Origin of the sequence: Kibdelosporangium aridum, from assembly GCF_900176515.1 — a bacterium.
GTDB lineage: Bacteria > Actinomycetota > Actinomycetes > Mycobacteriales > Pseudonocardiaceae > Kibdelosporangium > Kibdelosporangium aridum.
Genome location: NZ_FWXV01000002.1, coordinates 1144445 through 1170648, shown reverse-complemented (window position 1 = coordinate 1170648; position 26204 = coordinate 1144445). Strand labels below are relative to the sequence as shown.

The window sequence follows — 26204 nt, the reverse complement described above, 5'->3', positions numbered from 1 at the left end:
CACCACCATGGCGATATGGCCAGAGAGCTCGTCGCCACCGCCCGCTTGTGGGCGGCGCGCGCCGCGGTGTCGGAGTTGGGTGTGCACGCCAGGCACCTGCGCCGGCTATGGGCGCGTCCTGGCACGTTGCTCGGTGTTGACGGGTGGCCACCCACTCGGGGCGAGCGGCTGTTCGGAAGGTGGAACTACTTCGCGCAGGCGCATCTGATCGACTGCTTGGTCGACGCGCAGGAACGCAACCCGACGGCGACCCGCGCGACCTCGATCGCACGGATCGTGCGCAGCGTGCGGCTGCGGCACGGTCGTCGTTGGGTGACGGAGGATTACGGCGACGCGGCCTGGCTCGGCCTGGCGTTGCTGCGGGCGTCGCAGTACACGCCGGTGAAGGTCGCGGTCAACGACATCATCCGGAACCTGCGCGGCGCGTGGACCGACCACGCAGGTGGCGGGTTGTGGTCGCGGGCGGACGAGAACCTCAAGAGCGTGCGGGTGAACGGCCCGGCGACGATCCTGCTGGCGCGGTGTGGCGACCGGGTCGACCTGCAACGCGCCCGGGCGATCGCCGAGTGGATGGAGGACACGCTGCTCGACGAGGTCACCGGGCTGGTCTGGGTGGGCCTGCACGTGAACCTCGACGGCGAGATCCGCGAGACCATCAAGGAGGCGTACACCTATATCCAGGGCGTCTACCTCGGTGTTTGCCTGGAGTTGGCGGTCGGCGACCCGGTATGGGCCGAACGGGCCGAGCGCACGATCATCGCGGTGTCCGAGCACCTGGCGAACAACGGCGTGCTACGCGGGCACGGCGGCGGTGACGGCGGCATCTACACCGGGATCCTGGCGCGCTACTTGGCGTTGGCCGCGCTCAGACTGCCCGCGCTGACAGGCGCGTCGGCAACGGGTATGGCCGCGAGCCATGTGGCGGAACGCCTTGTCCTGACGAGTGCGGCGGCCGCGTGGCGCAACCGCGCGGTGGCAAGGGGCGGCCCGCTCTACGGTCCAGATTGGACAATCCCGTCCCGGGTGCCCCGGTCACCACGGCACAGGATTCCCGAGCGTGAGCTGGCGTCGCAGCTGGGTGGCTGGATGATCCTCGAAGCGGCGGCTTTGCTGGAGCGTTCGCATTAGTGTGGTCGCATGGGCGTTGTGATCGTGACGGGTGGCAGCCGGGGTATCGGTGCGGCGATCTGCCGTGCGGTGGCCAAAGCCGGGCATCAGGTCGTCGTGAACTACGTCGGCAACGCCGCAGCCGCCGAAGCGGTCGTGAAGGAGACCGGCGGCATCGCGGTCAAGGCGAACGTGTCCGACGAAGCCGATGTGCGGCGCCTGTTCGACACGGCCGCCGAACTGGGTCCAGTGACCGGCCTGGTGTGCAACGCGGCCATCACCGGCAACAAGATCGCGCGTTTGGACGAGCATGAGGTCCGGACTGTGCGAGAGGTTCTCGACGTCAACGTGGTCGGCACGTTCCTGTGCGACCGGGAAGCTGTCCGCCGGATGTCCACCAAGCACGGTGGAAATGGTGGCGTGATCGTCAACATCTCTTCCACGGCAGCGCATCGCGGCTCGCCGGGCGAGTGGGTTCATTACGCGGCAAGCAAAGCCGCGGTCGAGACCTTGACCAAAGGCCTCGCACTCGAGGTCGCCAACGAAGGTGTCCGGGTCAACTGCGTCGCACCCGGACTGGTCGAGACCGAGTTGCACGAGGCCGCGGGCGCGCCCGACCGCGTGGCCAGGACCGCGCCGCTGATCCCGATGAAGCGCGCCGGTCAGCCCGACGAGATCGCGGACGGCGTGATGTGGCTGCTGTCCGACGCGTCCTCGTTCGTGACCGGTTCGGTGGTCACCATCAGCGGCGGCCGGTAGCGCCTGCAGTTCTTGTGTGACAGGCCGACGAGGTTCGCCTGTACCACGATTGAGCGGATGTCTCGCGGCCAGCCTGGTGACGGCCTCGTCGAGCTGGCGGGTGAGGAACCGGCGCGCGGCAATCACCAAAACCAGGACGAGCACCGCGATGGCCGCCGCCAACAGGACGTACAGCAGCGTCATGGTGCGATTCCTAGTATTCGCCTGGCCCGACAGTTCGGCGCGCACACAGTTCGAGCGCGGTGCCCGCGGCCGGTCGCCGGTTCATCGAACGCTCATAGGGCGTCTCGGCGAACGTGCTTCGGCGGAGAGCTCCTTCAGCCCGTCGACCGGCCATCCCGGGTTGGCCTGGAACAACTCGGTCAAGGCGACCGGCCGGACGCCGCCGAGCATCCGCACGAACTCGGTGTACGCGTCGAGCCGCAGATCTCCGTGTGCGGTGAGCATTCCTGCCCAGCCCGCTTCCGGCGTCAGCGGCGGCTGGCCGGAGATCATCGCGTACAACATCGCGCCGGTCGCGCGGATGTCGCACAACGGTGAACGCCAGCGAGGGGCTTTCCGTCATCTGCTCAGGCGGGCATACCAGAGGGTGTAGCCATGCGTGCCGTCGATGGAGATCCGGTCGCTGAAGTTGGCCAGTCCCCAGTCGACGATCCGGGCCTTGCCGGTGTCGTCGAGGGCGATGTTGGACGGCTTGATGTCGAAATGCACCAGCCACCGCTGCTGGTAGGTGAAGGCGTCTCGCCACCCTTGGAGCACCTGGTCGGTGATGGCCAGCGCCGCACCGAGAGTGAGCTGCGGAGCGTCCGCGTCCATCTTCTGCTGCAGGGTTCCGTTGGCGTAGAAGGGAGTCACCACGAACCAGTCGAAGTTCGGGTCGTACCCGCCGTGGATCACCGGGGTGACGTAGGGACTTGATCTCCGCGCCGTGCGGTAGCGACTCGACTTCGCGTCTGCCGTTCCAGTCCCGCCTTTCTCGGCAGGTCGACCCGCTTGAGCGCGACCGTCTTCACGGGTGCGGGCTCGAAGACGTCCTGTGCGAGATAAGGAATCCGCCAAGCCAAAGCGAAGTCGGCCCATCCCGATTGTTCTGATCGGTGTCGCGGTCGTCATGTATTTGTCGGCCAACCGTGGCAAAGCAACGGAAGGGCAGGTGAGAAGTGCCATCAGCCCGGTCGACGACAGGGACCTGCTGGACAGACATCTGGCCAGGCGACCGACTCGGATCGCAGTCTGGGGCGCTACTTGATCGTGGCGGCGTTTCGCGTTCTGGTCATGGCGATGATGGGCGTGAGTGCGCCGTGGATCGCGGTGGCTGGAGTGGGCGCCGCGTGGGTCACGGCTCTGCTTCGCCGCCAGTCATTGCCCAGCGACAACTAAAGACAGCCGCAGGAATTGCGGTGCATCAATACGGGTTGCAGTCGCGCGGTTTGCGGCGGCCGGGACGGATCAGCGATCCGGTTGAGCAGCATCCGGACCGCGGTTTTCCCGATTTCCGCGATCGGCTGGGCCATTGTGGTGATCGGCGGGTCGAGCAAATCGGCCCATTCCACGTCGTCATAACCGACGACCGCGAGTTCCCGGCCGATCTTCAAATCCCGCCTGCGGGCTTCGTGCAGGACGCCGGACAACATCACGTTGTTGCCCGCGACCACAGCGGTCGGCGGATTGGCTAAGTCGAGCAACCGGCCCAACGCCGCCGCCGCGGGTGCGGCGGCCGACTCGCCGGACTGGACAAGGTTTTCGTCCCAGCTCAGGCCGGATCGGCCGAGCCCGAGGCGGTAGCCGAGCACCCGCTCGGACGTGGTGGCCAGGCCTTCCGCACCGCTGACGATGCCGATCCGCTTGTGGCCGAGTTCTGCCAGGTGCTGCACCAGCGCGGACGTGGAGTGCACGTTCTCCGGGCCGACCTGGTCGAAGTCCTGGCCGACGGTCAGCCGGTCGACCAGCACCATCGGGATACCCAGCTGCTTGAGCTCCGGCAGGACGGTCGCGGCCGCACGCGGGGACGGCGTCAGGATCAGCCCGTCGACGCGGCGAGATCGCAGCGTGCGGACCGCGGACTGCTCGCTCGCCTGCTCGTCATGGGTGTCGGTGAGCACGAGCGTGTAGCCCGCTTTGGTGGTTTCGTGCTCGATCGCCTGGATCAGTTCGGCGAAGTACGGGTTGGCCACGAGTGAGATGGCCACACCCAACGATCGGGTGCCACCGGTCACCAACGATCGGGCGATGGCGTCGCCGGTGTAACCGGTGCGTTCGATCGCGTCGAGGACCCTGAACTTGGTCTCCGGTGCGACCGCACGCGTGGAATTGACCACGTGCGACACCGTGGTGATGGAGACGCCCGCCATCTGGGCGACATCCTTCATGGTGACCAAGCTTGTCTCCCTGTAGCAAAAGCACGCCAAGCGTTTGCGCAAACGGTTGCGACAGGCTAAGTGAATCATTAACTTCCCCGCAACCAGGCACGCCTAGGAGGGAAGTCATGGGACGACGTGGTCTCGCCATCATCGCCGCCGGTCTGCTCGCGTTCGCTGTAAGTGGTTGTACCAGCCAGAAGACCGGCACTGGTGGCCAACCCGCCGATGGCGGCAAGATCAAGGTCGGTCTCGTGACCAAGACCGACTCCAACCCCTACTTCGTCGCGCTGCGCGACTCGGCCAAGGCCGAAGCCGACCGCTCCGGCGCCGAATTGATCGCGCTGGCAGGCAAGTTCGACGGGGACAACGAGGGACAGGTCGCCGCGATCGAGAACCTGGTGCAGCAGGGCGCCAAGACGATCATGATCACGCCGAGCAACTCGACCGGCATCCTCGGTGCCATCAAGAACGCCCGTGACCGCGGCGTTCTGGTGATCGCGCTGGACACCGAGACGGACCCGAAGGACGCTGTGGACGCGACGTTCGCCAGTGACAACACCGAGGCCGGGCGCATGCAGGGCACGTATGTGAAGGCCGCGCTGGCGGGCAAGGCGCCAAAGTTGATCATGATGGACGGCACGCCCGGTTCGACCGTCAGCGAGCAGCGCCACAACGGGTTCCTCGAGGGTATGGGGCTCAAGAACGGCGACCCGGCGATCCTCGGTGTCGAGGCGACCAACGGCGAGCAGAACAAGGCCCAGACCGCGACGGAGAACCTCCTGCAGCGCGACACGTCAGTCAATACCGTCTACACGCTCAATGAACCCGCGGCACGCGGTGCTTACGTGGCCTTGCAGGCAAAGGGAATCGTGGGGCAGGTCGTGATCGGCTCGATTGACGGCTCGTGCCAGGGTGTCACCGACGTCAAGGACGGCAAAGTCGTCGCAACGGTCATGCAGTTCCCGAAGAAAATGGCGGCACAGGGAGTTCAGGCCGCTGTGGAATTCGGCAAGACCGGCAAGAAGCCGGCCGGATTCGTGAACACCGGCGTCACCGTGATCACCGACAAGCCGGTTGCCGGAATCCAGAGCCAGGACACCGCATGGGGCTTGCAGAACTGCTGGGGCTGAACCGATGACGACAATTAAGGAGCGCAGTGAGTTCATTCTGCGCACGCCGGCGATCGGCCCGGCGATCGCATTGGTCGTGGCGGTGGTGGTCTTTTCCGTCACCACCGACACGTTCCTCAACGTGGACAACCTCTCGCTGGTCGTCCAGCAGTCACTGGTGATCGGCACGCTCGCCCTCGGTCAGACCTTGGTCATCCTGACCAGCGGGATCGACCTGGCCAACGCGGCGATCGCGGTGTTCGCGACGTTGCTGATGGCCAAGATGACGCTGCAGTCCGGCATGCCCGGAATCGTCGCACTACTGGTCGGAATCGTTGTGGCTGCCGCGATCGGCGCGGTGACCGGCGGCATCGTGACCGGGTTCCGGTTGCCGCCGTTCATCGTCACCCTCGGCATGCTGACCATCGTGACCGCGATCAGCCGGATCTACGCCTCCGGCCAGAGCTTTCCGGTCACCGACGACACGCTCGGCTTCCTCGGCCAGAAGCAGTACCTGTTCGGCCAGATCGAAGTCACCTTCGGCATGGTCCTGATGCTGGTGATGTACATCGGCTTCTGGTACGCGCTGACCCGGACCGGATGGGGCAAGCACGTCTACGCGGTCGGCAACGACCCGGAAGCCGCGCGGCTGTCGGGCATCCACGTCCGCCGCAGCCTGCTCGGCGTCTACATCATCGCCGGTGTGATCTACGGAATCGCGGCCTGGCAAGCACTTGGCCGCGTGCCCAACGCCGACCCGAACGCCTTCCAGCTCGGCAACCTCGACTCGATCACCGCGGTCGTCATCGGTGGCACGAGCCTCTTCGGCGGGCGCGGCAGCGTGATCGGAACGCTCATCGGCGCGCTGATCGTGGCGGTGCTGCGCAGCGGCCTGACGCAGGCGGGGATCGACAACCTGTACCAGGACGTGGCCACGGGTGTGCTCGTGATCGCCGCGGTCGCGGTGGACCGGTTCTCCCGAGGGAGGCAGCGATGACCCCGGTACTGGAAGCGAAAGGCCTGGTCAAGCGGTACGGCCGGGTGACGGCGATGGACGGCGCCGACTTCGACCTGCAGCCGGGCGAGGTGCTCGCGGTGGTCGGCGACAACGGCGCGGGCAAGTCCACGCTGATCAAGGCCTTGTCCGGGGCGGTGATCCCGGACGAGGGTGAGATCTACGTCAACGGCGAACTCGTGCACTTCCACGGCCCGCTGGACGCCCGTAAACACGGCATCGAGACCGTCTACCAGGATCTGGCGCTCGCGCAGGCACAGGACATCGCCACGAACCTGTTCCTCGGCAGGGAAAAACGGCGTCCCGGATTCCTGGGCGCGGTGTTCCGGTTGCTGGATTCCAAAGGCATGCGGGACGAGGCACGCAGTGTGCTCGACGACCTCGGTATCAACATCAAATCCATGACTCAGCCCGTGGAAACGTTGTCGGGTGGGCAAAGGCAGGCGGTCGCGGTCGCCAGAGCGGCCGCGTTCGGGACCCGGGTCGTGATCATGGACGAGCCGACAGCCGCACTCGGTGTCGCGGAATCCGCCAAGGTGCTCGAGCTGATCGGCCGGATTCGTGACCGTGGCCTGCCTGTGGTGCTGATCAGCCACAACATGCCGCACGTCTTCGAGATCGCCGACCGCGTCCACGTGCACCGGCTGGGCAAACGGGTCGCGGTGGTCTCGCCGGAGACGCACTCGATGAACGAGGTCGTCGGCCTGCTCACCGGTGCGTTGCGGATGGCCGAGGACGGCTCGATCCAGGAAGTCGGCGTGACCACAGGGCTGGGTCGTTGATCCTCGCGGTCGGCCTGTGCACGGTGGATCTCGTTCAACGGGTGGATGTCCTGCCGGTGCCGGGCCAGAAGGTGCAGTCCGGCTCGGTCGAATTGGTGGCAGGCGGACCGGCGGCGAACGCGGCGATCACCATTGCCGCGCTTGGCGCCTCGGTCCGTCTGGTGACCGCGCTGGGCTCGCATCCCTTGGCGGACTTGGCAAAGCGCGATCTTGCGCAGTACGGCGTCGAAGTCGTCGACGTGCTGCCCGATCGCGTCGAGCCGCCTACCGTGAGCGCGGTTTCCGTTCGTAACAGCGATGGCGAACGAACAGTGGTCTCGCACAACGCTTCCGGCATAACGGTGTCCGCGGACATCGACCTGTCTGATGTGGACACTGTATTGCTCGACGGGCACCACCCCGCGCTCGCGCTCAAAGCAGCCCGCGCCGACGTCCCGGTGGTTCTGGACGCGGGCAGCCGTAAACCAGTGTTCGGCGAACTGCTGCCGATGGTCGACGTGTGCGCATGCTCGTCGGCGTTCCAGGATCCCGTCGACTGCCCGGTGGTGACGCGGACGCACGACGCGGATCCGGTGCAGTGGTTCGTCGGATCCGACCGTGGGGAAATCCCTGTGCCGCAAGTGGAAGCCAAGGACACGTCGGGCGCGGGAGACGTCTGGCACGGCGCGTTGGCGCTGGGCGTGGCACGGCTGCGCCGAGTTCCGGAAGCTGCCGATATGCCGGATTTGATCCGATATGCCAACCGCATCGCCGGTGTGCGGGTACAGCACGAAGGAGCGAGCTGGCGCGATGAACTTCGCTGAACTGGTGGACCGGGCACGCGGGCTGGCCGCTGGCGGCCGGGCGATGCTCGGCATCTGCGGCGCACCCGGCGCCGGCAAGTCCACGCTGGCCTGCCAACTCGTCGAAGCCCTTGGTGACCAGGCTGTTTACGTCGGCATGGACGGCTTCCACCTCGCGCAGGTGGAGCTGGCCCGGCTGGGTCGCGCGGAACGCAAGGGCGCACTGGACACTTTCGACGGTCCCGGATATGTCAATCTCTTGCAACGATTGAGGAATCAGTCCGACGAGATCGTTTACGCGCCGGAGTTCCGCAGGGAGATCGAAGAACCGGTCGCGTGCGCGGTGCCTGTGTTCCCGGACACACGGCTGGTCGTCACCGAGGGCAACTACCTGCTCGTACCGGACAGGCCGTGGGGCGCGGTCCGTGAACTGCTCGACGAGGTCTGGTTTTTGCGGCCTGACGAGGAAGAACGCCACCGGAGGTTGATCGCGAGGCACGAGGCGTTCGGCCGCAGCTCGGCCGAGGCCCGTGACCGAGCGTTGGGCTCCGATGAACGCAACGCAACCGTGATCAACGCTACGGCGGATCGCGCCGATCTCGTGCTACGCGGGTAGCGGGCGCATCTCGCGCTGTGGAAAGTCCTATAACAGCGTGCTCACGACGCCGGATTAGTAGACATTCGTGCGGCACTATGGCGGGGCGGCCTTCCCCCGATCTTTAGTGGCCGCACGAAAGGACGGACCGAAATGCCCACGTTGAGCGGCGTGCATCACATCGCGCTGACCGTGACCGACGTGGATCGCAGCGTCCCCTGGTACGAGCGGGTCCTCGGGTTCAGCGTGGTCGGAACCCAGGAAGAGGACGCGCTCGGCGTGCGCAAGGTGTTCTTGCGCGGCCCAGGTGACGGCTTCGCGCTCACCTTGATTCAGCACCCGTACGCCGCGGGCAGCGTCTTCGACGAGAAGAAGCCAGGTCTGGATCACCTGTCGTTCTCGGTGCCGGACGAAGCCTGCCTGACCGAGTGGACCGACCGGCTCGAGGAGCACGGCGTGATGTTCTCGCCGATCACCGCGGAGCAGAGCGCGGGCAAGTCCGTGATCGCCTTGCGTGATCCGGACGGCATCCAGTTGGTGCTCTGGGCAGAGAAGCCTTAGGTCGTGTTTCGAATGTCCCGGTCGATGAGAGCCGGGATCGGGGCGGTTCCTGGCGTCGCCGCGAGGACGCCGCGAATACTGGTTGTCTTTGGGCGTTCTCGCGGTGGCGTCAGGGGCCGCATCCGGCCCGGCTATCGCGATCGGGCATTTGAAACACGACCTAGACGAGCTCGGCGGGTTTGCGCATCTCCTGGCGGTAGCGCCAGACGCCCCACACGGTCCCCACGATGAAGAACCCGACGCCAACGACGACGGCGGTAGTGACCACCCATGGGTACTGCTCGAGCAGGCCTGCGCCGTAGAAGCCGAGCAGTACCAGGGTCGGTACCCACAGCACAGCGCCGATAGTGGTGGCGAACATGTAGCGGCGCGAGTCCATCGCCGCGGCACCCGCGATCATCGGCGCGAGCGTCCGGATCCACGGGATCCAGCGGGCCAGCACGATCGCCCAGAAGCCACGGCGGTCAAGGAAATCACGGGCCTTGGCCAGCTTTTCGACGGTGAGCACCCGGCCACCGAGCCGCCCGGTCAGCGACGTCCCCGCCTTGCGCCCGATGTAATAGCCGAGCTGGTTGCCGACAACGGCGATGACAGTCGCGGCAATGGAAAGCGCCCATACTTCGGCGTCGTGCGAGCCGTGCTGGGCCAGTACGAGTCCGGCCGTGAAGAGCAGCGAGTCGCCCGGCAGGAACAGGCCGAGGATGAAGGCGCATTCGATGAAGACGAAGCTGAGCACAATCAGCCAGACCATCAGCGGACCGTTCTCCGCCAGCCAGCCAATCACGTTCACCCGATGCAGAGTACGGGAGAGATCCCTGTGCTCAAACGGAAACGAAATCGGCTATGTAACGAATTGCTTGCCTGCCCTCGGGAACGAGATTGGAGAACAACGGGAACGCGTGCACCTGGCCCGGCCACTCCTGCAGCTCACAGCGGATTTCCGCGGCACGGAAGGATTCCGCGAACTGCCGTGCGTCATCGAGCAGGCACTCCGTGTCGCCGGCCTGGATGAGCGTGGGCGGCCACCCGGTTTTGTCCGATTTGAGCACTGCGAGCCGCTCGGCCCGCACGTCCCGGTCGCCGAGATAAGCCCGTCGGCACCGCTTGAGGGCCTCTGGCGGCACGAACGGGTCGCGCCGGACCACATCCCTCGCCGTGGCCAGTTCGGCGCTCAGATCGAGCCACGGCGAGAGGAAAACGGCGTGACTCGGCATCGGCAGGCGCTGCCGTTTCAGGTCACCCAGCAGGCAAGCGGCCAGATGCCCACCCGCCGAGTCACCGGAGAGCACGATCCTGTGCGCCGGTATGCCCCGGTCGAGCAGCCTGCGGTAGACGATCAAGCAGTCGTCGGCCGCGGCCGGATACGGATGCTCAGGCGCACGCCGATAGCTCGGCAGAAACACCGGTCGTCCGGTCCGGCGGGACATCACCAGCGCGAAACTCCGGTGTGAGCGCGGCGAGCCGAACGTGAACCCACCGCCGTGCAGGTGCAGCACGATCCCGTTGGACACACCCGCGCCTTTGGCTTGCACCCACGCGCCGCGTACGTGACCGTACTGCGCGGTCCACGTCCGCGTCCCCCGAGGCAGCCGCTGCAACCCAGCGCTGTCAGCGAACTGGCGAAGCGCCCGCAGCTGGATGCCACGCATAGGTGACCGATCCGCCGCAGACCTCACCCTCGTGGCGAAGAACCGCTCCAGCCGCACGCTCTGAGCACTCGCTGTAACCGGCATGTCCATAGGGCGATTGTTGGAAGCGGGTCAGCCATACGCAAGTCGGCTTTTCTTATGCGGCAACAATCTCGCTGGAGACCTCGCGGACGAACTCGCCGATGTGGCGCAGTGCGGCGTTCGCCTCGGGCAGCCATGGTGCGAACCAGTGGAAGACGTGCACCTGACCTGGCCATACCTGAAGATCGCAGTAACCGCCCGCGCGCCGCAGTGACTCGGCCATCCGTTCGGAGTCGCCGAGCAGGCATTCGGTCCCGCCGACCTGGATCAGCACCGGTGGCCAGCCACGCTTGCGCACCTTCAGCACGTCCAGCCTGCGGTGCGACAGCAGGTTTTCCCCGGCGTACGCCAGGCCGCACCAGACCGCGTAATCCGGCGGCACGAAGGGATCCCGCAACGCCAGATCCCTCGACGCGAGCTCCGCTCCTGTCAGGTCGAGGAAGGGCGACAGCATGATCGCGGCCGACGGCATGGGGAGCTTGTCCTGGGCGATGTCCGCCAGCAGGCACGCCGTGAGGTGCCCGCCCGCCGAGTCTCCGCCGACCACGATCTGCGAAGGCTGGTATCCCTCGCTCAACAGCCAGCGGTACGCCGTGAGCGCGTCCTCGGCTGCGGCAGGAAAGGGATGTTCGGGCGCCAATCGGTAGTCCAGCAACAAAATCGGCAGTCCGGTCGACGCCGAGATCCGGGCCGCGAGCTGCCGGTGCGTGCGTGGCGAGCCGCAGACGAACCCGCCGCCGTGCAGGTACAGCAAAATCCCGGTGGACTCCTGGGCTTCCTTCGCTGTGACAAGCAGACCGGGCACGCCGCCCGGGGTGACGGGCTTGATCTTCGTGCCGCGGGGCAGGGGCGTCCGGCCGATCGCGTCGAAGGCATCGCGCACGATTCGCAACGGGGTTGTTCCCGGCCGGACCACACCGCCGAGCACACGCAGGCTCCGCAACATCAGCAGCGCCAGCAGACGACTCGCCACACTGGGGGTAGGTGGTGGCTCAAGCATGCGAATCGCCTCCCCGACGTCTCGTCGACCTTGACGTGACAACCATCACTGTAGATCAGGAAAGCGCTAGTTCGCTGCCCTCCGAAAGACTTGTTAGGGGTATCCCCAGCCAAGGCGTTACCGTAAACATCGTGACTCTGGCAGAGCGGCTGGCAGCGGAGTTGGGCGCGGATGCTGTGATCGTCGACCCCGACGTGACCAGCAGTTATCGGCACGACATGATGCCGCTGGCGCCTTACGGCTCGCCGCAGGCGGTCGTCCTGCCATCGAACACCGCCCAGGTTCAGGCAGTGGTCCGGATCTGTGCGGAACTAGGGGTGCCAATCGTGCCGCGCGGGGCCGGGAGCGGGCTTTCCGGTGCGGCCAACGCCATCGACGGCTGCGTGATGCTCGTGACCTCCCGGATGAAGGAAATCCTGGAGATCGACGCGGACAACCGGCTGGCCGTGGTCCAGCCTGGCGTGGTCAACCTGGACTTCCGCAACGCGGTGGAGAAGCACGGTTTGTTCTATCCGCCGGACCCGTCCAGTTACGACTGGTGCACGATCGGCGGCAACATCTCCACCAACGCGGGCGGCTTGTGCTGCGTCAAGTACGGCGTCACGACGGATTCGGTGCTGGGGCTGGAAGTCGTGCTCGCCGACGGCGAAGTCCTGAAGACCGGCCGCCGGACCGTCAAAGGCGTCGCGGGCTACGACCTGACGAAGCTCTTCATCGGCAGCGAAGGCACGCTTGGCGTCGTCACGGAGATCACGGTCGCCCTACGGCCCTTGCCGCAAGCGCCGGGAACCACGATCGCGTCCTTCTCCACGATCGAGGCCGCGGGTGACGCGGTGACCCGGATCGTGCGGGAAGGCCTTGTGCCGTCGCTGATGGAGATCATGGACGCTTCGTCGATCTCGGCCGCCGAGGAGTACCTGAAGACGGAACTGGGCACGGGCAAGGGATGTGCCGCGTTGCTGCTCTGCCAGTCGGACGCGGGCGGCGAAGCCGCGCGGCACGAACTCGAAGTGATCGAACAGGTTTGCCGCAGTGCGGGTGCGGATCTTGCCTACACGACCCATGATCCGGCCGAGGGGCAGATGCTTTTGCAGGCGCGGCGGGTGGTTCTGACCGCGCTGGAGGTCTACGGCACCTGGTTGACCGACGACCTGTGCGTGCCACGCACCCGGATCGCCGAGCTGCTGACCGGCTGCGAGCGGATCAGTCAGGAATGCGGGCTGCGGATCGCGGTCGTCGGCCACGCGGGCGACGGCAACATGCACCCGACGATCGTCTACGACGCCAGTTCGGAGGACGAGTTCGCCCGCGCCCGCAAGGCTTTCGACGACATCCTGGAAGTCGTGCTGTCGCTCGGCGGCACGATCACCGGCGAGCACGGCGTCGGCAGGATCAAGCAGGACTGGCTGCAGCGAGAGATCGGCCCGGTGGGCATCCGCGTCCACCGGGCCATCAAGAACGCCCTCGATCCGGAGAACCTGTTCAACCCGGGATCGATGTTCTAGCCGTCAACCCGGGGGATCACCTGGGTCTGCGCCGCCGCCGCGGCGGCCGCGTGCTTCTTCTCCTTGCGCGCCTTGATCACCTCGATGATGATCGGCACGACCGAGAGCAGCACGATCAGGATGATCATCGCTTCGATGTTGTTGCGGACGAACTCGATCTGGCCGAGGAAGAAGCCGAGCACGGTCAGCCCGGCCGCCCACAGCACGCCGCCCATCGCCGAGTACGTGAAGAACTTCTTCTGGTCCATCTTGCCCACACCCGCGATCGCGGTGATGAACGTCCGGACAATCGGGACGAACCGGGCAAGCACGATGGCGCGCGGGCCGTACTTGTCGAAGAACTCGTGCGTCTTGGTGACGTACTCCTGCTTGAACAAGCGGGAATCCGGCTTGTTGAACAGCTTCGGGCCGACCCAGCGGCCGATCCAGTAGCCGGTCGCGTTACCGACGAACGCGCACACCGACAGCAGCACACACAGCAGCCACAGCGGCTCGGTGATGATGCCCTTGGCGTTGAACAGCCCGGCCACGAACAGCAACGAGTCGCCGGGCAGGAAGAAACCCACCAGCAGCCCGCATTCGGCGAAGATGACCAGGCAGAGGCCGACGAGCATGAACCCGCCGAGCCCGGTGAGCAGCCCCTCGGCGCTCAGCCAGCTAGGCAGGAACGACATGGTGTTGGTGGTCACGGCCGAACACGGTACCCGGGAAACCTCAGAGCACGGTGAGCAGTCCCACCACAGCACCGCAGGCGAGGCCGAAAACGACCGCGAGCAACAGGATCGCCCAGCCGCCGAGCCGCTGCCGTGGCAGCTCCTCGGGCTCGTACGGTTCCTCGGCCAAGGCCTGGGTCTGCACGCGGGCGGCCAGCCCGAGATCCTCGCCGGACAGCAACCCGTAGCCAGGGGTCGCCGGCGGACCGCTCACCTGGACGGCCTGCGCCCGCAACGCCTCGGAGAGCAGCTGCTCTGGATCTTTGTCCTTGGCCACCCGCGCCACGCTACTTGACCCATTCCCCACGGGCCATCACACCGGTGGGTCGCAGACCGGCGTCCAGCAGGACGAAGTCGGCGGCCAGCCCGGCGGTCAGCGATCCGGTCTCCTCGGCCAGCCCGAGCAGCGCGGCAGGCCTGGTCGAGCAGGCCGTCACCGCCTCGCGGATGGTCAGCCCGCAGCCCTGCACGAGGTTGCGGAAGGCCGCGTCCATGGTCAGTGTGCTGCCCGCCAGCGAACCGCCTCCGGCGATCCGCGGGACGCCGTCGATCACCGTGACCTCAAGCCCGCCGACGTCGTACACGCCGTCGCCGACTCCTGCCGCCGCGATCGCGTCCGTGATCAGCACAGTCCTGGCCGGGCCCGCGTGCCGGGCGGCCAGCCGCACGACAGTCGGGTGGACGTGCACCAGGTCCACGATCAGTTCGACCGTGATCCGCGGGTCGTCCAGCAGTGCGCCGATCGGTCCGGGTTCGCGGTGGTGCAGCGGCCGCATCCCGTTGAACAGGTGCGTGGCCACGGTCGCGCCGGCGTCGATCGCCGGGAGGACCGCCGCTTCGGTCGCGTCAGTGTGCCCGATGGCCGCGATCACGCCGTTGTCCACCAGCGTGCGGACCGCTTTGACGGCTCCTTCGAGCTCAGGAGCGACGGTGATCATGCTGATCGCGCCGTCGCCCGCGGCGAGCAGCTTGCGGATCGACGACTGGTCGGGCGGGACGAGAATCGCCGGGTCGTGCGCGCCGCAGCGGGCCGCGGACAGGAACGGCCCTTCCAGGTGGATGCCGGCGAGCAGGCCCTCCTGGACCATCTCAGCCAGTGCCGCGACCTGGTTGACCAGCTCGGGAACCGGCCGCGAAACCAAAGAAGCCAGCATGGTCGTTGTGCCATGCCGGCGATGGGCCTCGACCGCGGTTCCCACGCGTAAGGGATCGGTGTCGGTGAACGCCTCGCCCCCGCCGCCGTGACAGTGGATGTCGACGAAACCGGGCACGACCCATGCGCCGGCCACATCCGTCACAGGGGCGCCGGACTGCTCTGGGTAACCCGGACCGAGCGCGGCGATCGTGCCGTTCTCGACTTCCAGCCACCCGGGATCGAGGACACCGTCGGGCGTCACGACCTTGCCCCCAGAGATCACCAGATGACTCATGCTGACGATGATGGGTCATAGACCCGTGATTGGTCTATACCAACACGCGAGTGTCACTCGCCCGCACGAGTACGAATGACCTGGGTACAGGCGCAGAACCAGGTCAGGCGGGACCCGCCATGATTTTCTGCAACGCGTCCAGCGCACGGGAGGCGGTGGACTTCACCGTGCCCTTCGAAATGCCGGCGGCGTCGGCGATCTCGGCTTCGGACAAACCGCCGTAATACCGCAGAACGAGCACCTCACGCTGGCGTGGCGGCAGCTGCGAAAGCGCCTGCACGACGGCCTGGTGCTCGGCCGTGAGCATCGCGAGGCTCTCCGCGGAACGCGCGTTCACCGCGTGCGGCGGCGTGTAGTCACGGGCGGTCTTGCGGCGACGCAACACACTGCGGGACCCGTTCACCACCGCGGTTCGCAAGTAGCCGACCGCAGCCGCTCCGTCACGCAGATTGGACCAATGCCGGTGCAGCCCGGTGAAGGCCTCCTGTACGACGTCCTCGGCCGTCGCGGGCTCGTCGACCAGCAGCAGAGCGAGCCGGACAAGCCGCATCCGGTGCATTCGGTACAGGTCTTCCAGCGTCAGCCGGGCCGGTGTCTCGGCGATCGAGCCGCCGCCGTCGAGCGCGCGAAGGCGGGTGAGCGTGGTCTCCACGCTGCGTTCCGCGTTCTGCTCCGGGCCTGGCCACATCGGAGCGCCGCCCTGGAGGTGTTGCGACGGCTGGTTGCCGCCGAAGTTGTCGCCGTGACCTGTCACGACGTTGAGCGTATCGGTCGGGCGCCTAGTCCACAGCGTCTGATCAAGCAGAACATTCAGGGCTAAAGTGCGGCCCATGGCTTGGTACACCGCTGATGTCACCTACACCACCGACCGGGACAAGCTCGCCGCCGTGCGCCCGGCACACCGCGACTACCTGCGTGAACTCGTGGATCAAGGCGTTGTCGTTGCCGCCGGGCCGTGGGCCGACGACCTCGGCGGGTTCGTGGTCTACCAGGTCGAGGACCGGGCCCAGCTGGACAAGGTGCTGGCCGAGGACCCGTACACGACTGAAGGCGTCGCGGCGAAGCGGGACGTCCGGGAGTGGGACATCAGGATGGGTGCCTGGCTTCCCCAATGAATCGGCCCAGTAAATCGGCCCAGTAGATCGGCTCAGTAGGTGCCGCCCAGTTTCCGGTGATCCCAGCTGACCACTTTGGTCGGCCGGAACACCAGGCCGACGCGCTTCTGCGCCTGCAGGCGGACGAACTGCGCGGCGGCGGTCACAACCTCATCGGGAACCACCTCGTCGTTGCCGTTGGACATCTTGCCGAGCAGGTCGGTGCCGATCCGGACGATCTGCTCGGTGTCCTCGACGATCTCGACATCGCACTCCATCGACACGCCCTGCAGTTCCTCGTAGGCCACGCCGGTCTCCACCAGGACCGTGGCCTCGGGAAGACGGCGGAGGTTCGCCACTTTCTGCGAGGTGCCGTAGGTCCACGTGGCGATGCCGTCACCATCCGGGATGTAGAAGACCGGGACCAGGTGCGGGCGGCCTTTCGGGCCGATCGTGGCGACGTTGGCCACCCTGCCCGCGGCGAGGTACGCGCGCACCTCGCCGGGCGTCATCTTGATCTGCGCGCGACGGGACATGCTCTTGATCTAAGCCCTTTTCTGGGCGGCGTCCAGATCCGCCCGCGCGCCAGGGCCGACAATGCTGGCCTCCTGGCTGCCCCGCTTGGCGATGTCCTCGACCGCGGCCTTGTCCGCCGCCGGGATCAGGCTCCTGGTCGACAGTTCGACCAGGCGCGGGAGCAGGGCCCGGATCAGCTTGATCGCGCCGACCCAGCCAGGCACGTGGATCGCACGGGACCGCTTGGCGATGCCTTCGCTGATCAGGTCGACCGCCACCGACAGCGGGTACGTCTTGCCCGCGAGGCCCGGTGCGCTCGCCCGCATCGCACCGAAGACCGGGTGCTTGTCGGCACTGTTGACCATGTCCGTGGCGATCCAGGTCGGGTGCGCCACGCCGACGTCCATGCCGAGGTGTTTGACCTCCGCGCGCAGGCTGTTGGCGAACGCCTCGACACCGGCCTTCGCCGCGCTGTACGCCGCGTTGCCGGGAATGTGCATGATCGCCGCGGCCGACGAGACCAGCAGCGCGTAGCCACGCCGGTCGATCAGGTGCGGCAGGCAGACACGGGTCGTGCGCCAGACGCCGAGCAGGTCGACCTCGATCACCCGCTCGAACGCGGCCCGGTCGATCGACCGGGCGAAACCGGTCGCCGCGATACCCGCGTTGGCCACCAGGACGTCGATCCCGCCGAAGTGCGCCACCACCTCGTCGACGGTCTTCTCCAAGGCGTCCCAGCTGGTCACGTCCGCTTCCCAGAACGCGGCGTCCGGGCCGCAGTCCGCGGCGACCCGCTTGAGCTCGTCGGGCTCCAAGCCGACCAACGCGACCTTGGCGCCCTGCTGGGCAAGGCGCTTGGCCACACCCGCGCCGATGCCGCGGGCGGCCCCAGTGATCAGGACGACTTTGCCTCGAACGGTGCGCACTGGGGGCCTCCTCACCTCGGTCCGACGACCTGACCGTACAGTAACCTACTCTTGGTAAGCTACTGGTAGTCAGGAAGAGGCTTCGGTCAGCTTCGCCAGCTCATCGGGGCTGAGTTCGAGCGTCACGGACTGGATCAGCGCAGGCAACTGCTCGGGCTTACGGGCGCTCGCGATCGGTGCGACGACATTCGGCTGCTGCCGCAGCCACGCCAACGCCACGCTGGCCACCGGCACGTCGTGCGCGGCCGAGATGTCGTCCAACACGGCGAGCACCCGCTGGCCGCGCTCGTCGTAGTAGGCCGACGCGGAACTCGCGCGGTGGCTGTCGCCGCCGTCGCCTTCCCTGCCGCGGTACTTGCCCGTGAGGAATCCTCGCGCCAGGCCGTAATACGGGAACACGGCCAGGTTCTCTTTGGCCGCGATCGGCGCGTACTCGGACTCGTAGTCCTTGCGGTCCATCAGGTTGTACTTCGGCTGCAACGCCACATACCGGGCCAAACCGTCCCTATCGGACGCTGCCAGCGACTGCGTGATCCGTTCACCGCTCAGGTTCGACGCGCCGACGTACCGGACTTTGCCTTCTCGCACCAGATCCGTGAACGCACCAAGGGTTTCCTCGACCGGGATCTCCGGCTGGTCGAAGTGCGCCCAGTACAGGTCGATCCGGTCGGTCCCCAGCCGGTTGAGCGACGCCTCGGCCGCGGCCTTGACCGTTTTCGCGGACAAGCCCTTGAGCTCCGGGAGCGCACCGACCTTCGTGGCGATCACGATGTCGTCGCGGTTGCCCCGCTGTGACAGCCACTGGCCGATGATCGTCTCGGACTCGCCACCCACGTTGCCCGGCGCCCAGACGGAATAGCTGTCCGCGGTGTCGATGAAGTTCCCGCCGGCCTCGGCGTAGCGGTCCATGATCTCGAACGAGGCCGCTTTGTCCGCTGTGTAACCGAAAATGTTCGTGCCAAGGTTGAGCGGATAGACATCGAGCTCGGTTCCGGGAATGTTCGCCATCCTTCGAACGTATCTCTTCGTTGAGGGGGATCGCAGCGCGTATCGGAGGACTGGGACATGGATCTTGGCAAGGTCGGCATCTGGAGCGGGGCGCCCCTGTGGGCGGACCAGCCCGAACTGGCCCGCGAACTCGAGGAGCTCGGGTTCGGCGCGCTCTGGCTGGGTGCCTCGCCCGCAGGCGACCTGCGGATCGCGGAGGCGGTGCTGGACTCGACGAGCACGCTGAAGGTCGCGACCGGGATCGTGAACGTCTGGGCGACCGAGGCTGCGGAGGTCGCCCAGTCCTACAAGCGCGTCGAGGCCAAGCACCCCGGCCGGTTCCTGCTCGGTGTCGGCGCGGGCCACAAGCTTTTCGACACCCAGTACGAGAAGCCGTACACCAAGCTCGTGTCCTATTTGGACGAGCTGGACGCCGCCGGTGTGCCCGCCTCCGGTCGTGCGCTGGCTGCGTTGGGGCCCAAGGTGTTGACGCTCTCAGCCGAGCGCACCGCGGGCGCACACCCGTACTTCGTCCCGGTCGAGCACACCAGGCAGGCGCGCAAGACACTTGGCGACGGGCCGCTTCTCGCACCCGAGATCGCGGTCGTGCTCGAATCGGACCGTGCGGTCGCGGACCAGATCATCCGCAAGTACACGAGCCTCTACCTGCAGCTCACCAACTACACCAACAACTTGCTGCGCCTGGGGTTCACCGAGGAGGACTTCGCCGACGGCGGCAGCGACCGGCTGATCGGCGCGTTGATCCCGCAGGGCGTCGACAACATCGTCGCCACGGTCGCTCAGCACCACGAGGCGGGCGCGGACCACGTCAACATCCAGGTCCTCACGGCTGACGGTGGCCTTGACGCGGAAGCATTCCGCACCTTGGGCAACGCCCTAACGTGATTTGTGCGGCCGGAACGCGGGCCGGTCGCCGCGGTTGCGCCGTGAGCGCAGCCATGCGAGCCGGTGCTGAGTTTCGGCGTAGTGGTCGGTGATCGTGACCCGGGCGGTGTCGAACGAATGCAGCACCGCCCGGTTCAACTCCAGCGTCGCGCGATCACGCCACAGTGTCCGGTCGGTCGACGTGTCCAGGCCGAGCTGGATGGCGACCGGCTGGAGCATGGCGTACGCGGACTCGTCGGCCAGGCTTCGCGTGCCGATGTCGGTCCCGACGAACCAGGTGTTGAAGGGCGCCGCCGGATAGTCGATCCCGCCGATCCGCAGGCGCATGTTCGTGATCACGGGCACGGCAGGCCAGCGCAGTCCTAAGTCCGCGAACCACGGCAGGTCCGGGTGAGTCAGCGGGACCTCGTAGACGACCTCGCGCGGGATCTTGAACAGCTGAGGGTCCTGCAGGCCCGTGCTGACGACCAGGGGCAGGTGGTCGAACGCGGTCCGCACGGCGGGCGGCTGCCAGCCCAAGGCCTCGATGGACTCGGTGAAGTCGGCGTTGCGCGCGTCGCCCATGTCCGGATATCCGGCGTAGCTGACCAACTGGGCGTTCCAGATCCGCGGCCCGGGCGCGTCGGGGCGGTCCGGCGCGAACACCGTGACGAGTGGCTGGATCTTGCCGCCGTTCGTGGCCAGCCTGAGGTGCTCGAAGCACTGGGCCGCGACGGCCGAAGCCTTGTGGATGCCGCGCAGGTCGCGGACTTTCAGCCGGCGCCATGGCAGGCCGCTGGTGCACCAGCCGCTGTCCCGCAGCGCGACCCGGGCGCCGTAGCAAAGCTCCTGATGGGTGTGCCGGTAGGTGCCGGTCTCCGCGATCTCCGCGCGCACCTCGGCCAGCCGGTGGCGCACAGCGCCCGCCTCGGGATGTGCGTCGTGGAACATCCGCAGGAAGTCCTCCGCCGCGGCGAAGGAGACCGGACCGCCGGTGATCGTTTCGTTATACAGGGCGGTCACGGGCCAGAAATCTACGTCCTGGGCCGGCTCTCCCGACACTGCCAGACGGGTCAGACGCCCTGGTCAGCCGATCGAGCGACCTAGACACCCTCAGTGACTCGCTCGGCAGTGCGGGAGATCGACTTGAGTCAGCCTAAGGGGTGACGTCGACGCCCTTCCAGAACGCGACGTGGTCCTTGATCTGCGCCGCGGCCTCGAACGGCTCGGTGTAGTACCACGCGGCGTCCGGGTTCTCCTGGCCGTCGACCGACAACGTGTAGTAGCTGGCGGTGCCCTTCCAATGGCAGACCGACGTGGTCTCGGAAGGCTTGAGGTACTGCTGATTCACTGAATCGATCGGGAAGTAGTGGTTCCCCTCCACGACCACAGTGTTGTCACTCTCCGCTATGACAGTTCCATTCCACCGTGCTATCGCCATGCAGCCAGTTAACGCCTCGTAGGATTCGGCTGCAAAGGCATCCCAGCCCGAGGAGGACCAGACCGATGCCCATCGCGACACCCGAGGTCTATGCGGAGATGCTGGATCGGGCGAAGCAGAACGAGTTCGCTTACCCGGCCATCAACGTGACGTCCTCGGAGACCCTCAACGCCGCACTGCGTGGTTTCGCCGAGGCGCAGAGCGACGGCATAATCCAGGTGTCCACCGGTGGCGCCGAGTTCGCATCCGGCACCAAGGTGAAGGACATGGTCACCGGCGCGGTCGCACTGGCCGAGTTCGCCCACGTGGTCGCGGCCAAGTACCCGGTGAACATCGCACTGCACACCGACCACTGCCCGAAGGACAAGCTGGACGGCTTCGTCCGCCCGCTGATCGAGATCAGCAAGGAGCGGGTGGCCAAGGGCCAGAACCCGCTGTTCCAGTCGCACATGTGGGACGGCTCGGCGGTGCCGATCGACGAGAACCTGAAGATCGCGGCGGAACTGCTGACCCAGACGGTCGAAGCCAACATCATCCTCGAGGTCGAGATCGGCGTGGTCGGCGGCGAAGAGGACGGCGTAGCCAACGAGATCAACGACAAGCTGTACACCTCGGAAGAGGACTACATCAAAACGATCGACGCCCTCGGCGCCGGCGAACGCGGCCGCTACCTGCTCGCCGCAACCTTCGGAAACGTCCACGGCGTGTACAAGCCAGGCAACGTGAAGCTGCGTCCCGAGGTACTCAAGCGCGGCCAGGAAGTCGCAGCCCAGAAGCTGGGCCGCCCGGCGGACGCGAAGCCGTTCGAGCTGGTCTTCCACGGCGGATCGGGCTCGGAACTCTCGGAGATCCACGAGGCCCTGTCCTACGGCGTGGTGAAGATGAACATCGACACCGACACCCAGTACGCCTTCACCCGCCCGATCGCGGAGCACATGTTCAAGAACTACGACGGCGTGCTCAAGATCGACGGCGAGGTCGGCAACAAGAAGACCTACGACCCGCGCAGCTACATCAAGAAGGCCGAGGTCGCCATGGCCGACCGGATCATCGAGGCCTGCCAGCACCTGAAGTCCGCCGGCCGCATGATCGCCGGCTGAACACCAGCACCACGAATGAAGCCCGCGCCGTCCCGGTGCGGGCTTCTTCTGTGGAAGGGCACCGCACCGGCTACACAAAGGGGCGCGGCACCAAGCGAAGGTATGGGCGCGATTTGCTTTTGGGGCCCAACAAGGCGTGCCCCAAAAGCACAGTGAAGGCGCGCCCGGAGCACGAAGAGGCGCGCCAAAAGTGGTAGTCGGCGCGATTTTGTGTGGAGTGGCGCCGCAAATAAGCTTGTCGGCGGGGCAGGGCCGCAGGTCCTGCCCGCTTTCCCTGCCTTTTGCGGCGCAGAGGCTCCACACCAAATCGCGCCGACCAGTCACAGGAGCGCGCCGAGGTGACCACAGCGCGCGCCGCAGTGGGCCAAGCGCGCCGAAGCAACCCAAGAGCCCCCACCACAACCACCCGATCGATCGGGTGAACCCCGTTGCCCAGAAAGCCCACCCACCACCACGCTCCTCGGCGTGATGCCGAAACGCGTAGTAGCCGTCGTGGTCCTCGCTTGTCTCGCACTCGCCACCCTTGGCGCGATAGCGAGTGTGCTGAGCTGATTGGATGGGGTCATGCAGAACAACCTGCTTGGCCCAGAACCGACGTTGCTGCCCGAGCGTGCCGAGCAGCAAGCAGCCATCGAGTCAGGGAAAGACCCCGCCGAGGTCGCCGCGCAGTGGCCGGACTTCAGTGAAGCCTGGGCTGTTCTCGCGGAGCAGGCTCTCGGCAAGGGCGAGCACGTCGCGGCGTACGCCTACGCCCGCACCGGCTACCACCGTGGCCTGGATCAGTTGCGGCGCAACGGCTGGAAGGGCTTCGGCCCGGTCCCGTGGAGCCACCGGCCGAACCAGGGTTTCCTGCGGGCGTTGGCAGCCTTGGGCAAGGCCGCCAACGCCATCGGTGAGACCGAGGAGTACGACCGGGTCAAGAAGTTCCTCGAGGACTCCGACCCGGCCGCGCCCGGGATCTAGCAGCTGTTGAGCATCGAGCTCAACGCGGACTTCTCCGCGGAGTTCACCCTCAGTCCCCACTTGTACTTCGAGCCGATCCACATGCGCGCGTACGTGCAGTGGTAGGACGTGAGCGGTGGCTTCCACGTGGCGGGCGTCTGGTCACCTTTGGCTTGGTTGACGTTGTCGGTCACCGCGATCAGCTGCGGGCCGGACAGGTCGTTGGCGAACTGCTGACGCTTCGACGTCGTCCACGAGTTCGCGCCGGTCTTCCACGCGTTGGAGAGCGGGATGATGTGGTCGATGTCGACGTCCGACGCGACCGACCATGTGGCGCCGTCGTACGGGCTGTACCAACGGCCCGATGTGGCGGCGCACGACGAGTCGACGACGACGTTCGTGCCGTCCCGCTTCAGTACCTGCTCTCTGGTGTTGCAGGCGCCGGAAACGGTGGACCAGTGCGGAAAGAGGTCGCGGCTGTAGCCGGTCGACGGTCCGTCGGCAGCCACTGTCAAGCTGTTCAACTGCGTCCGGGCAGTGGTTGCACTGGGAATGCCTGGCGGTGTCGCCGACGCCACCACGACCATTCCGAGGAGCAGGGCGACGACGAGCAGCAGGGTCCGTAAGGCATTTTTGGCGATCATGTCACCTCCGTGTCTCAGGTCACTCGACCGTGAACTACAGAGATGTCGTGATCAATACCTTTGGGTGACACCCGTACTACTGATGCCGTAACTCAGACTCGGTCACCTGCACGATCATGGTGCGGGACCCAATGATTGCCGTCTTTCCCAGTTAGACCACGCCGCGGGCCACTCGCAGGTCCGAGGTGTGCCGGTACCAGGTCCAGCGTTGCGTCTGCCGTGGATGCGTGACGCCGTCCTTGATCGGGGTCACGGGCAGGCTGCCGAGTTGGAACGCACGGCCCCGGAACTCGCTGACGCGCTTGCCGAGCAAGCCTCGGCGGATCACGCGAACCACGAGGCCATTGCGGCCGGTCGGGTCGGGCGTGACCTCGATCCCACTGACGCCACCGCGCAGCGCGGTCGTGTCGTCGCAGTAGCCGACGCCGCGGGTCGGCCCGATCTTGCCAAGTCCGACGAGCACGCCTCCGGCGTCGTCGCGCAGCAGCGGGATGGGGTCGACATCGCCGCGCAGCGCGACTTCCAGTGCCTTGCCGGTGTCCGACGGCAGGTTCCACAGGTCCGCGACCGGCGAGTCGCCGACTGGCACGAACCCGACAGTGACCGAATCGACGAGTTCTTTGCGCAACATTCTCAGCACGACCGCGGCGAGGTCCGCGTCGGTGCCCACGACCACCAACCGGCGCTCGGAAAGGCCCGCGAGCAGGGGATCCACGTCCGGGCGCCCGGGTTTCGCCGGTATCGACCGCACCTCGACGTCATCACGCTCGGTCAACGACGTCAACCGACCGTGTTCGGCGGAATCGCCGCAGGCCAGTACGAGTGCACCCACGCTGAGCTCCTGGTCTAATGTTGCTTACCGGCATTTCGCACGCCCGAATCCACCCTGGAGTTTCACATGCCGGCCATCGTGGTCATCGGCGCCCAATGGGGCGACGAAGGTAAAGGCAAGGCAACCGACCTGTTCGGTGACCGCGTCCAGTGGGTCGTCCGCTACCAAGGCGGCAACAACGCAGGGCACACCGTCGTTCTTCCCGACGGGCAGAACTTCGCGCTGCACCTGATCCCCTCCGGAATCCTGAGCCCGAACGTGAACAACGTGATCGGCAACGGGGTCGTGGTGGACCCGGGCGTGCTGCTGGAAGAGCTCTCCGGCCTCGAGGCGCGCGGTGTGGACACCGGCAAGCTGCTGATCTCCGCCGACGCGCACTTGATCATGCCCTACCACGTGGCCATCGATAAGGTCACCGAGCGGTACCTGGGCAAGGCCAAGATCGGCACCACCGGCCGCGGTATCGGCCCGTGCTACCAGGACAAGGTCGCCCGCGTCGGCGTGCGGGTGCAGGACCTGCTGGACGAGAAGATCATGCGGCAGAAGGTCGACGCCGCGCTGGACTTCAAGAACCAGGTGCTGGTGAAGGTCTACAACCACCGCGCGCTGGACCCGAACCAGGTCGTGGACACCGTCCTTGAGCAGGGCAGCAAGTTCCTCAGCCGGATCGCCGACACCCGCCTGCTGCTCAACCAGGCACTCGAGCGTGGCGAGAACGTGCTGCTCGAGGGCTCACAGGGCACCTTGCTGGACGTCGACCACGGCACGTACCCGTTCGTCACGTCCTCGAACCCGACGTCCGGTGGCGCCAGCGCGGGCTCGGGCATCGGCCCGACCCGGATCACGACCGTGATCGGCATCCTGAAGGCGTACACCACTCGCGTCGGCTCCGGGCCGTTCCCGACCGAGCTGACCGACGAGATGGGCGAGAACCTGCGCAAGCAGGGCGGCGAATTCGGTGTCACCACAGGACGTTCGCGCCGCACCGGCTGGTTCGACGCGGTCATCGCGCGTTACGCGCAGCGGGTCAACGGCATCACCGACTACTTCCTGACCAAGTTGGACGTACTGTCCGGTTTGGACACCGTGCCGATCTGTGTCGGGTACGAAGTGGACGGTCGGCGGATCGACGACATGCCGATGACGCAGACCGACGTGCACCACGCCATCCCGGTGTACGAGGAGATGCCGGGCTGGTGGGAGAACATCAGCGACTGCAGGCAGTTCGAGGAACTTCCGGCGAACGCGCGGGCCTATGTCGAGCGGTTGGAAGAGTTGTCGGGCGCCCGGGTCTCCGCGATCGGCGTCGGCCCCGGCCGTGACCAGACGATCGTCCGCCACGAGATGGTGCGCTGACAAGGCAGGCCAACCATCCGGGCGCGGCCGGAG

General features: G+C 66.6%; 31 protein-coding genes. 14 read left to right on the top strand and 17 right to left on the bottom strand.

The features are described from left to right. Positions 1 to 15: 15 nt before the first annotated feature. Together B9C43_RS15115 and B9C43_RS15110 are read left to right on the top strand one after the other, a co-directional pair. Positions 16 to 1128 (top strand): glycoside hydrolase family 76 protein, encoded by a 1113-nt coding sequence (locus B9C43_RS15115; protein WP_033382314.1) that lies wholly within the window; start codon positions 16 to 18, stop codon positions 1126 to 1128. Between the two features lie 9 nt (positions 1129 to 1137). Continuing rightward, positions 1138 to 1866 carry an SDR family oxidoreductase gene (locus B9C43_RS15110; RefSeq protein ID WP_033382313.1) on the top strand — a complete coding sequence of 243 codons (729 nt, stop codon included), beginning with the start codon at positions 1138 to 1140 and terminating at the stop codon, positions 1864 to 1866. A gap of 264 nt (positions 1867 to 2130) precedes the next feature. Here B9C43_RS15110 and B9C43_RS15105 read toward each other — a convergent pair whose 3' ends face one another. The 3 genes from B9C43_RS15105 to B9C43_RS15095 all read right to left on the bottom strand — a co-directional run bounded on the left by B9C43_RS15105 (position 2131) and on the right by B9C43_RS15095 (position 4235). Next, entirely contained in the window at positions 2131 to 2400 is a 270-nt protein-coding gene (locus B9C43_RS15105; protein WP_084427014.1) for a hypothetical protein, read from the bottom strand. A 27-nt stretch (positions 2401 to 2427) separates the two neighbouring features. Then, entirely contained in the window at positions 2428 to 2763 is a 336-nt protein-coding gene (locus B9C43_RS56680; RefSeq protein ID WP_160096527.1) for a protein kinase domain-containing protein, read from the bottom strand. A gap of 479 nt (positions 2764 to 3242) precedes the next feature. Next, a complete protein-coding gene (locus B9C43_RS15095; protein WP_033382305.1) occupies positions 3243 to 4235 on the bottom strand; it encodes a LacI family DNA-binding transcriptional regulator in 993 nt (330 codons plus the stop codon). Between the two features lie 116 nt (positions 4236 to 4351). Here B9C43_RS15095 and B9C43_RS15090 point away from each other — a divergent pair, with 116 nt between their 5' ends. The 6 genes from B9C43_RS15090 (at position 4352) to B9C43_RS15065 (ending at position 9070) form a co-directional block, all read left to right on the top strand. Next, on the top strand, positions 4352 to 5356 hold the full coding sequence (locus B9C43_RS15090) for a substrate-binding domain-containing protein (RefSeq protein ID WP_084427008.1): 1005 nt from the start codon (positions 4352 to 4354) through the stop codon (positions 5354 to 5356). A gap of 4 nt (positions 5357 to 5360) precedes the next feature. Then, complete coding sequence (locus B9C43_RS15085; RefSeq protein WP_084427006.1) at positions 5361 to 6332, top strand: ABC transporter permease; 972 nt, start codon at positions 5361 to 5363, stop codon at positions 6330 to 6332. Beyond that, the gene (locus B9C43_RS15080; protein ID WP_033382302.1) at positions 6329 to 7132 is read left to right on the top strand and encodes an ATP-binding cassette domain-containing protein; all 804 of its coding nucleotides are present in this window, start codon (positions 6329 to 6331) and stop codon (positions 7130 to 7132) included. The genes B9C43_RS15085 and B9C43_RS15080 overlap by 4 nt, the downstream gene beginning before the upstream one ends. Beyond that, positions 7132 to 7935 (top strand): PfkB family carbohydrate kinase, encoded by an 804-nt coding sequence (locus B9C43_RS15075; protein ID WP_084428167.1) that lies wholly within the window; start codon positions 7132 to 7134, stop codon positions 7933 to 7935. Before B9C43_RS15080 ends, B9C43_RS15075 begins: the two co-directional genes overlap by 1 nt. Continuing rightward, on the top strand, positions 7922 to 8530 hold the full coding sequence (locus B9C43_RS15070) for a nucleoside/nucleotide kinase family protein (RefSeq protein ID WP_084427004.1): 609 nt from the start codon (positions 7922 to 7924) through the stop codon (positions 8528 to 8530). The genes B9C43_RS15075 and B9C43_RS15070 overlap by 14 nt, the downstream gene beginning before the upstream one ends. Positions 8531 to 8662: 132 nt before the next feature. Then, positions 8663 to 9070 (top strand): VOC family protein, encoded by a 408-nt coding sequence (locus tag B9C43_RS15065; protein WP_033382300.1) that lies wholly within the window; start codon positions 8663 to 8665, stop codon positions 9068 to 9070. A 160-nt stretch (positions 9071 to 9230) separates the two neighbouring features. Here B9C43_RS15065 and B9C43_RS15060 read toward each other — a convergent pair whose 3' ends face one another. From B9C43_RS15060 to B9C43_RS15050, 3 genes are all read right to left on the bottom strand, one after another. Continuing rightward, positions 9231 to 9821, bottom strand: a complete 591-nt coding sequence (locus B9C43_RS15060) for a DedA family protein (RefSeq protein ID WP_084428165.1) — start codon at positions 9819 to 9821, stop codon at positions 9231 to 9233. A 70-nt stretch (positions 9822 to 9891) separates the two neighbouring features. After that, positions 9892 to 10809, bottom strand: a complete 918-nt coding sequence (locus B9C43_RS15055; protein WP_084427002.1) for an alpha/beta hydrolase — start codon at positions 10807 to 10809, stop codon at positions 9892 to 9894. 46 nt (positions 10810 to 10855) lie between these two features. Then, positions 10856 to 11800, bottom strand: a complete 945-nt coding sequence (locus B9C43_RS15050; protein ID WP_084427000.1) for an alpha/beta hydrolase — start codon at positions 11798 to 11800, stop codon at positions 10856 to 10858. A gap of 131 nt (positions 11801 to 11931) precedes the next feature. On the opposite strand from B9C43_RS15050, the gene B9C43_RS15045 reads away from it, so the two are divergent. Next, the gene (locus B9C43_RS15045; RefSeq protein WP_235038619.1) at positions 11932 to 13305 is read left to right on the top strand and encodes an FAD-binding oxidoreductase; all 1374 of its coding nucleotides are present in this window, start codon (positions 11932 to 11934) and stop codon (positions 13303 to 13305) included. On the opposite strand, the gene B9C43_RS15040 is transcribed toward B9C43_RS15045, so the two are convergent. The 4 genes from B9C43_RS15040 to B9C43_RS15025 all read right to left on the bottom strand — a co-directional run bounded on the left by B9C43_RS15040 (position 13302) and on the right by B9C43_RS15025 (position 16136). Further along, on the bottom strand, positions 13302 to 13979 hold the full coding sequence (locus B9C43_RS15040) for a VTT domain-containing protein (protein ID WP_084428162.1): 678 nt from the start codon (positions 13977 to 13979) through the stop codon (positions 13302 to 13304). The genes B9C43_RS15045 and B9C43_RS15040 overlap by 4 nt on opposite strands. 40 nt (positions 13980 to 14019) lie before the next feature. After that, positions 14020 to 14295 carry a hypothetical protein gene (locus tag B9C43_RS15035; RefSeq protein ID WP_143446342.1) on the bottom strand — a complete coding sequence of 92 codons (276 nt, stop codon included), beginning with the start codon at positions 14293 to 14295 and terminating at the stop codon, positions 14020 to 14022. Positions 14296 to 14305: 10 nt separating this feature from the next. Continuing rightward, a complete protein-coding gene (gene nagA, locus B9C43_RS15030; RefSeq protein WP_143446341.1) occupies positions 14306 to 15448 on the bottom strand; it encodes an N-acetylglucosamine-6-phosphate deacetylase in 1143 nt (380 codons plus the stop codon). A 103-nt stretch (positions 15449 to 15551) separates the two neighbouring features. Then, positions 15552 to 16136, bottom strand: coding sequence for a SigE family RNA polymerase sigma factor (locus tag B9C43_RS15025; RefSeq protein ID WP_033382293.1), 585 nt, complete (start codon positions 16134 to 16136; stop codon positions 15552 to 15554). Positions 16137 to 16278: 142 nt separating this feature from the next. On the opposite strand from B9C43_RS15025, the gene B9C43_RS15020 reads away from it, so the two are divergent. Then, positions 16279 to 16563: a YciI family protein gene (locus tag B9C43_RS15020; protein ID WP_033382290.1), complete on the top strand. Its 285-nt coding sequence runs from the start codon at positions 16279 to 16281 to the stop codon at positions 16561 to 16563. Positions 16564 to 16595: 32 nt separating this feature from the next. Here the strand turns inward: B9C43_RS15020 and B9C43_RS15015 are convergent, their stop codons facing one another. The 3 genes from B9C43_RS15015 to B9C43_RS15005 form a co-directional block, all read right to left on the bottom strand. Next, positions 16596 to 17078 (bottom strand): pyridoxamine 5'-phosphate oxidase family protein, encoded by a 483-nt coding sequence (locus B9C43_RS15015; protein ID WP_084426996.1) that lies wholly within the window; start codon positions 17076 to 17078, stop codon positions 16596 to 16598. Positions 17079 to 17087: 9 nt separating this feature from the next. Next, on the bottom strand, positions 17088 to 17984 hold the full coding sequence (locus B9C43_RS15010) for an SDR family oxidoreductase (RefSeq protein ID WP_143446340.1): 897 nt from the start codon (positions 17982 to 17984) through the stop codon (positions 17088 to 17090). Positions 17985 to 18053: 69 nt separating this feature from the next. Further along, positions 18054 to 18992 carry an aldo/keto reductase gene (locus tag B9C43_RS15005; RefSeq protein WP_084426993.1) on the bottom strand — a complete coding sequence of 313 codons (939 nt, stop codon included), beginning with the start codon at positions 18990 to 18992 and terminating at the stop codon, positions 18054 to 18056. A 57-nt stretch (positions 18993 to 19049) separates the two neighbouring features. Here B9C43_RS15005 and B9C43_RS15000 point away from each other — a divergent pair, with 57 nt between their 5' ends. Then, the gene (locus B9C43_RS15000; protein WP_084426990.1) at positions 19050 to 19877 is read left to right on the top strand and encodes an LLM class F420-dependent oxidoreductase; all 828 of its coding nucleotides are present in this window, start codon (positions 19050 to 19052) and stop codon (positions 19875 to 19877) included. Here B9C43_RS15000 and B9C43_RS14995 read toward each other — a convergent pair. Then, positions 19869 to 20879 (bottom strand): nitric oxide synthase oxygenase, encoded by a 1011-nt coding sequence (locus tag B9C43_RS14995; RefSeq protein ID WP_235038618.1) that lies wholly within the window; start codon positions 20877 to 20879, stop codon positions 19869 to 19871. The genes B9C43_RS15000 and B9C43_RS14995 overlap by 9 nt on opposite strands. Before the next feature lie 133 nt (positions 20880 to 21012). Continuing rightward, on the bottom strand, positions 21013 to 21297 hold the full coding sequence (locus B9C43_RS14990) for a DUF427 domain-containing protein (RefSeq protein ID WP_084426988.1): 285 nt from the start codon (positions 21295 to 21297) through the stop codon (positions 21013 to 21015). 65 nt (positions 21298 to 21362) lie between these two features. On the opposite strand from B9C43_RS14990, the gene fbaA reads away from it, so the two are divergent. Further along, complete coding sequence (gene fbaA, locus B9C43_RS14985) at positions 21363 to 22397, top strand: class II fructose-bisphosphate aldolase (protein WP_084426986.1); 1035 nt, start codon at positions 21363 to 21365, stop codon at positions 22395 to 22397. 564 nt (positions 22398 to 22961) lie between these two features. Continuing rightward, positions 22962 to 23360, top strand: a complete 399-nt coding sequence (locus B9C43_RS14980; RefSeq protein WP_033382277.1) for a DUF3151 domain-containing protein — start codon at positions 22962 to 22964, stop codon at positions 23358 to 23360. On the opposite strand, the gene B9C43_RS14975 is transcribed toward B9C43_RS14980, so the two are convergent. After that, a complete protein-coding gene (locus B9C43_RS14975; protein ID WP_033382276.1) occupies positions 23357 to 23983 on the bottom strand; it encodes an HNH endonuclease family protein in 627 nt (208 codons plus the stop codon). The two genes, B9C43_RS14980 and B9C43_RS14975, sit on opposite strands and share 4 nt — an antisense overlap. Before the next feature lie 151 nt (positions 23984 to 24134). Then, positions 24135 to 24815: a hypothetical protein gene (locus B9C43_RS14970; RefSeq protein WP_084426984.1), complete on the bottom strand. Its 681-nt coding sequence runs from the start codon at positions 24813 to 24815 to the stop codon at positions 24135 to 24137. 66 nt (positions 24816 to 24881) lie between these two features. Here B9C43_RS14970 and B9C43_RS14965 point away from each other — a divergent pair, with 66 nt between their 5' ends. After that, positions 24882 to 26171: an adenylosuccinate synthase gene (locus B9C43_RS14965; protein WP_033382274.1), complete on the top strand. Its 1290-nt coding sequence runs from the start codon at positions 24882 to 24884 to the stop codon at positions 26169 to 26171. The last annotated feature ends 33 nt before the right edge of the window (positions 26172 to 26204 follow it).

Coding starts and splice junctions, on each gene's coding strand:
- B9C43_RS15115 (WP_033382314.1), top strand. CDS start 16: ATGGCCAGAGAGCTCGTCGCCACCGCCCGCTTGTGGGCGGCGCGCGCC.
- B9C43_RS15110 (WP_033382313.1), top strand. CDS start 1,138: ATGGGCGTTGTGATCGTGACGGGTGGCAGCCGGGGTATCGGTGCGGCG.
- B9C43_RS15095 (WP_033382305.1), bottom strand. CDS start 4,235: ATGAAGGATGTCGCCCAGATGGCGGGCGTCTCCATCACCACGGTGTCG.
- B9C43_RS15090 (WP_084427008.1), top strand. CDS start 4,352: ATGGGACGACGTGGTCTCGCCATCATCGCCGCCGGTCTGCTCGCGTTC.
- B9C43_RS15085 (WP_084427006.1), top strand. CDS start 5,361: ATGACGACAATTAAGGAGCGCAGTGAGTTCATTCTGCGCACGCCGGCG.
- B9C43_RS15080 (WP_033382302.1), top strand. CDS start 6,329: ATGACCCCGGTACTGGAAGCGAAAGGCCTGGTCAAGCGGTACGGCCGG.
- B9C43_RS15070 (WP_084427004.1), top strand. CDS start 7,922: ATGAACTTCGCTGAACTGGTGGACCGGGCACGCGGGCTGGCCGCTGGC.
- B9C43_RS15065 (WP_033382300.1), top strand. CDS start 8,663: ATGCCCACGTTGAGCGGCGTGCATCACATCGCGCTGACCGTGACCGAC.
- B9C43_RS15060 (WP_084428165.1), bottom strand. CDS start 9,821: ATGGTCTGGCTGATTGTGCTCAGCTTCGTCTTCATCGAATGCGCCTTC.
- B9C43_RS15055 (WP_084427002.1), bottom strand. CDS start 10,809: ATGGACATGCCGGTTACAGCGAGTGCTCAGAGCGTGCGGCTGGAGCGG.
- B9C43_RS15050 (WP_084427000.1), bottom strand. CDS start 11,800: ATGCTTGAGCCACCACCTACCCCCAGTGTGGCGAGTCGTCTGCTGGCG.
- B9C43_RS15040 (WP_084428162.1), bottom strand. CDS start 13,979: ATGTCGTTCCTGCCTAGCTGGCTGAGCGCCGAGGGGCTGCTCACCGGG.
- nagA (WP_143446341.1), bottom strand. CDS start 15,448: ATGAGTCATCTGGTGATCTCTGGGGGCAAGGTCGTGACGCCCGACGGT.
- B9C43_RS15025 (WP_033382293.1), bottom strand. CDS start 16,136: ATGTGGCCAGGCCCGGAGCAGAACGCGGAACGCAGCGTGGAGACCACG.
- B9C43_RS15020 (WP_033382290.1), top strand. CDS start 16,279: ATGGCTTGGTACACCGCTGATGTCACCTACACCACCGACCGGGACAAG.
- B9C43_RS15015 (WP_084426996.1), bottom strand. CDS start 17,078: ATGTCCCGTCGCGCGCAGATCAAGATGACGCCCGGCGAGGTGCGCGCG.
- B9C43_RS15005 (WP_084426993.1), bottom strand. CDS start 18,992: ATGGCGAACATTCCCGGAACCGAGCTCGATGTCTATCCGCTCAACCTT.
- B9C43_RS15000 (WP_084426990.1), top strand. CDS start 19,050: ATGGATCTTGGCAAGGTCGGCATCTGGAGCGGGGCGCCCCTGTGGGCG.
- B9C43_RS14990 (WP_084426988.1), bottom strand. CDS start 21,297: ATGGCGATAGCACGGTGGAATGGAACTGTCATAGCGGAGAGTGACAAC.
- fbaA (WP_084426986.1), top strand. CDS start 21,363: ATGCCCATCGCGACACCCGAGGTCTATGCGGAGATGCTGGATCGGGCG.
- B9C43_RS14980 (WP_033382277.1), top strand. CDS start 22,962: ATGCAGAACAACCTGCTTGGCCCAGAACCGACGTTGCTGCCCGAGCGT.
- B9C43_RS14975 (WP_033382276.1), bottom strand. CDS start 23,983: ATGATCGCCAAAAATGCCTTACGGACCCTGCTGCTCGTCGTCGCCCTG.
- B9C43_RS14965 (WP_033382274.1), top strand. CDS start 24,882: ATGCCGGCCATCGTGGTCATCGGCGCCCAATGGGGCGACGAAGGTAAA.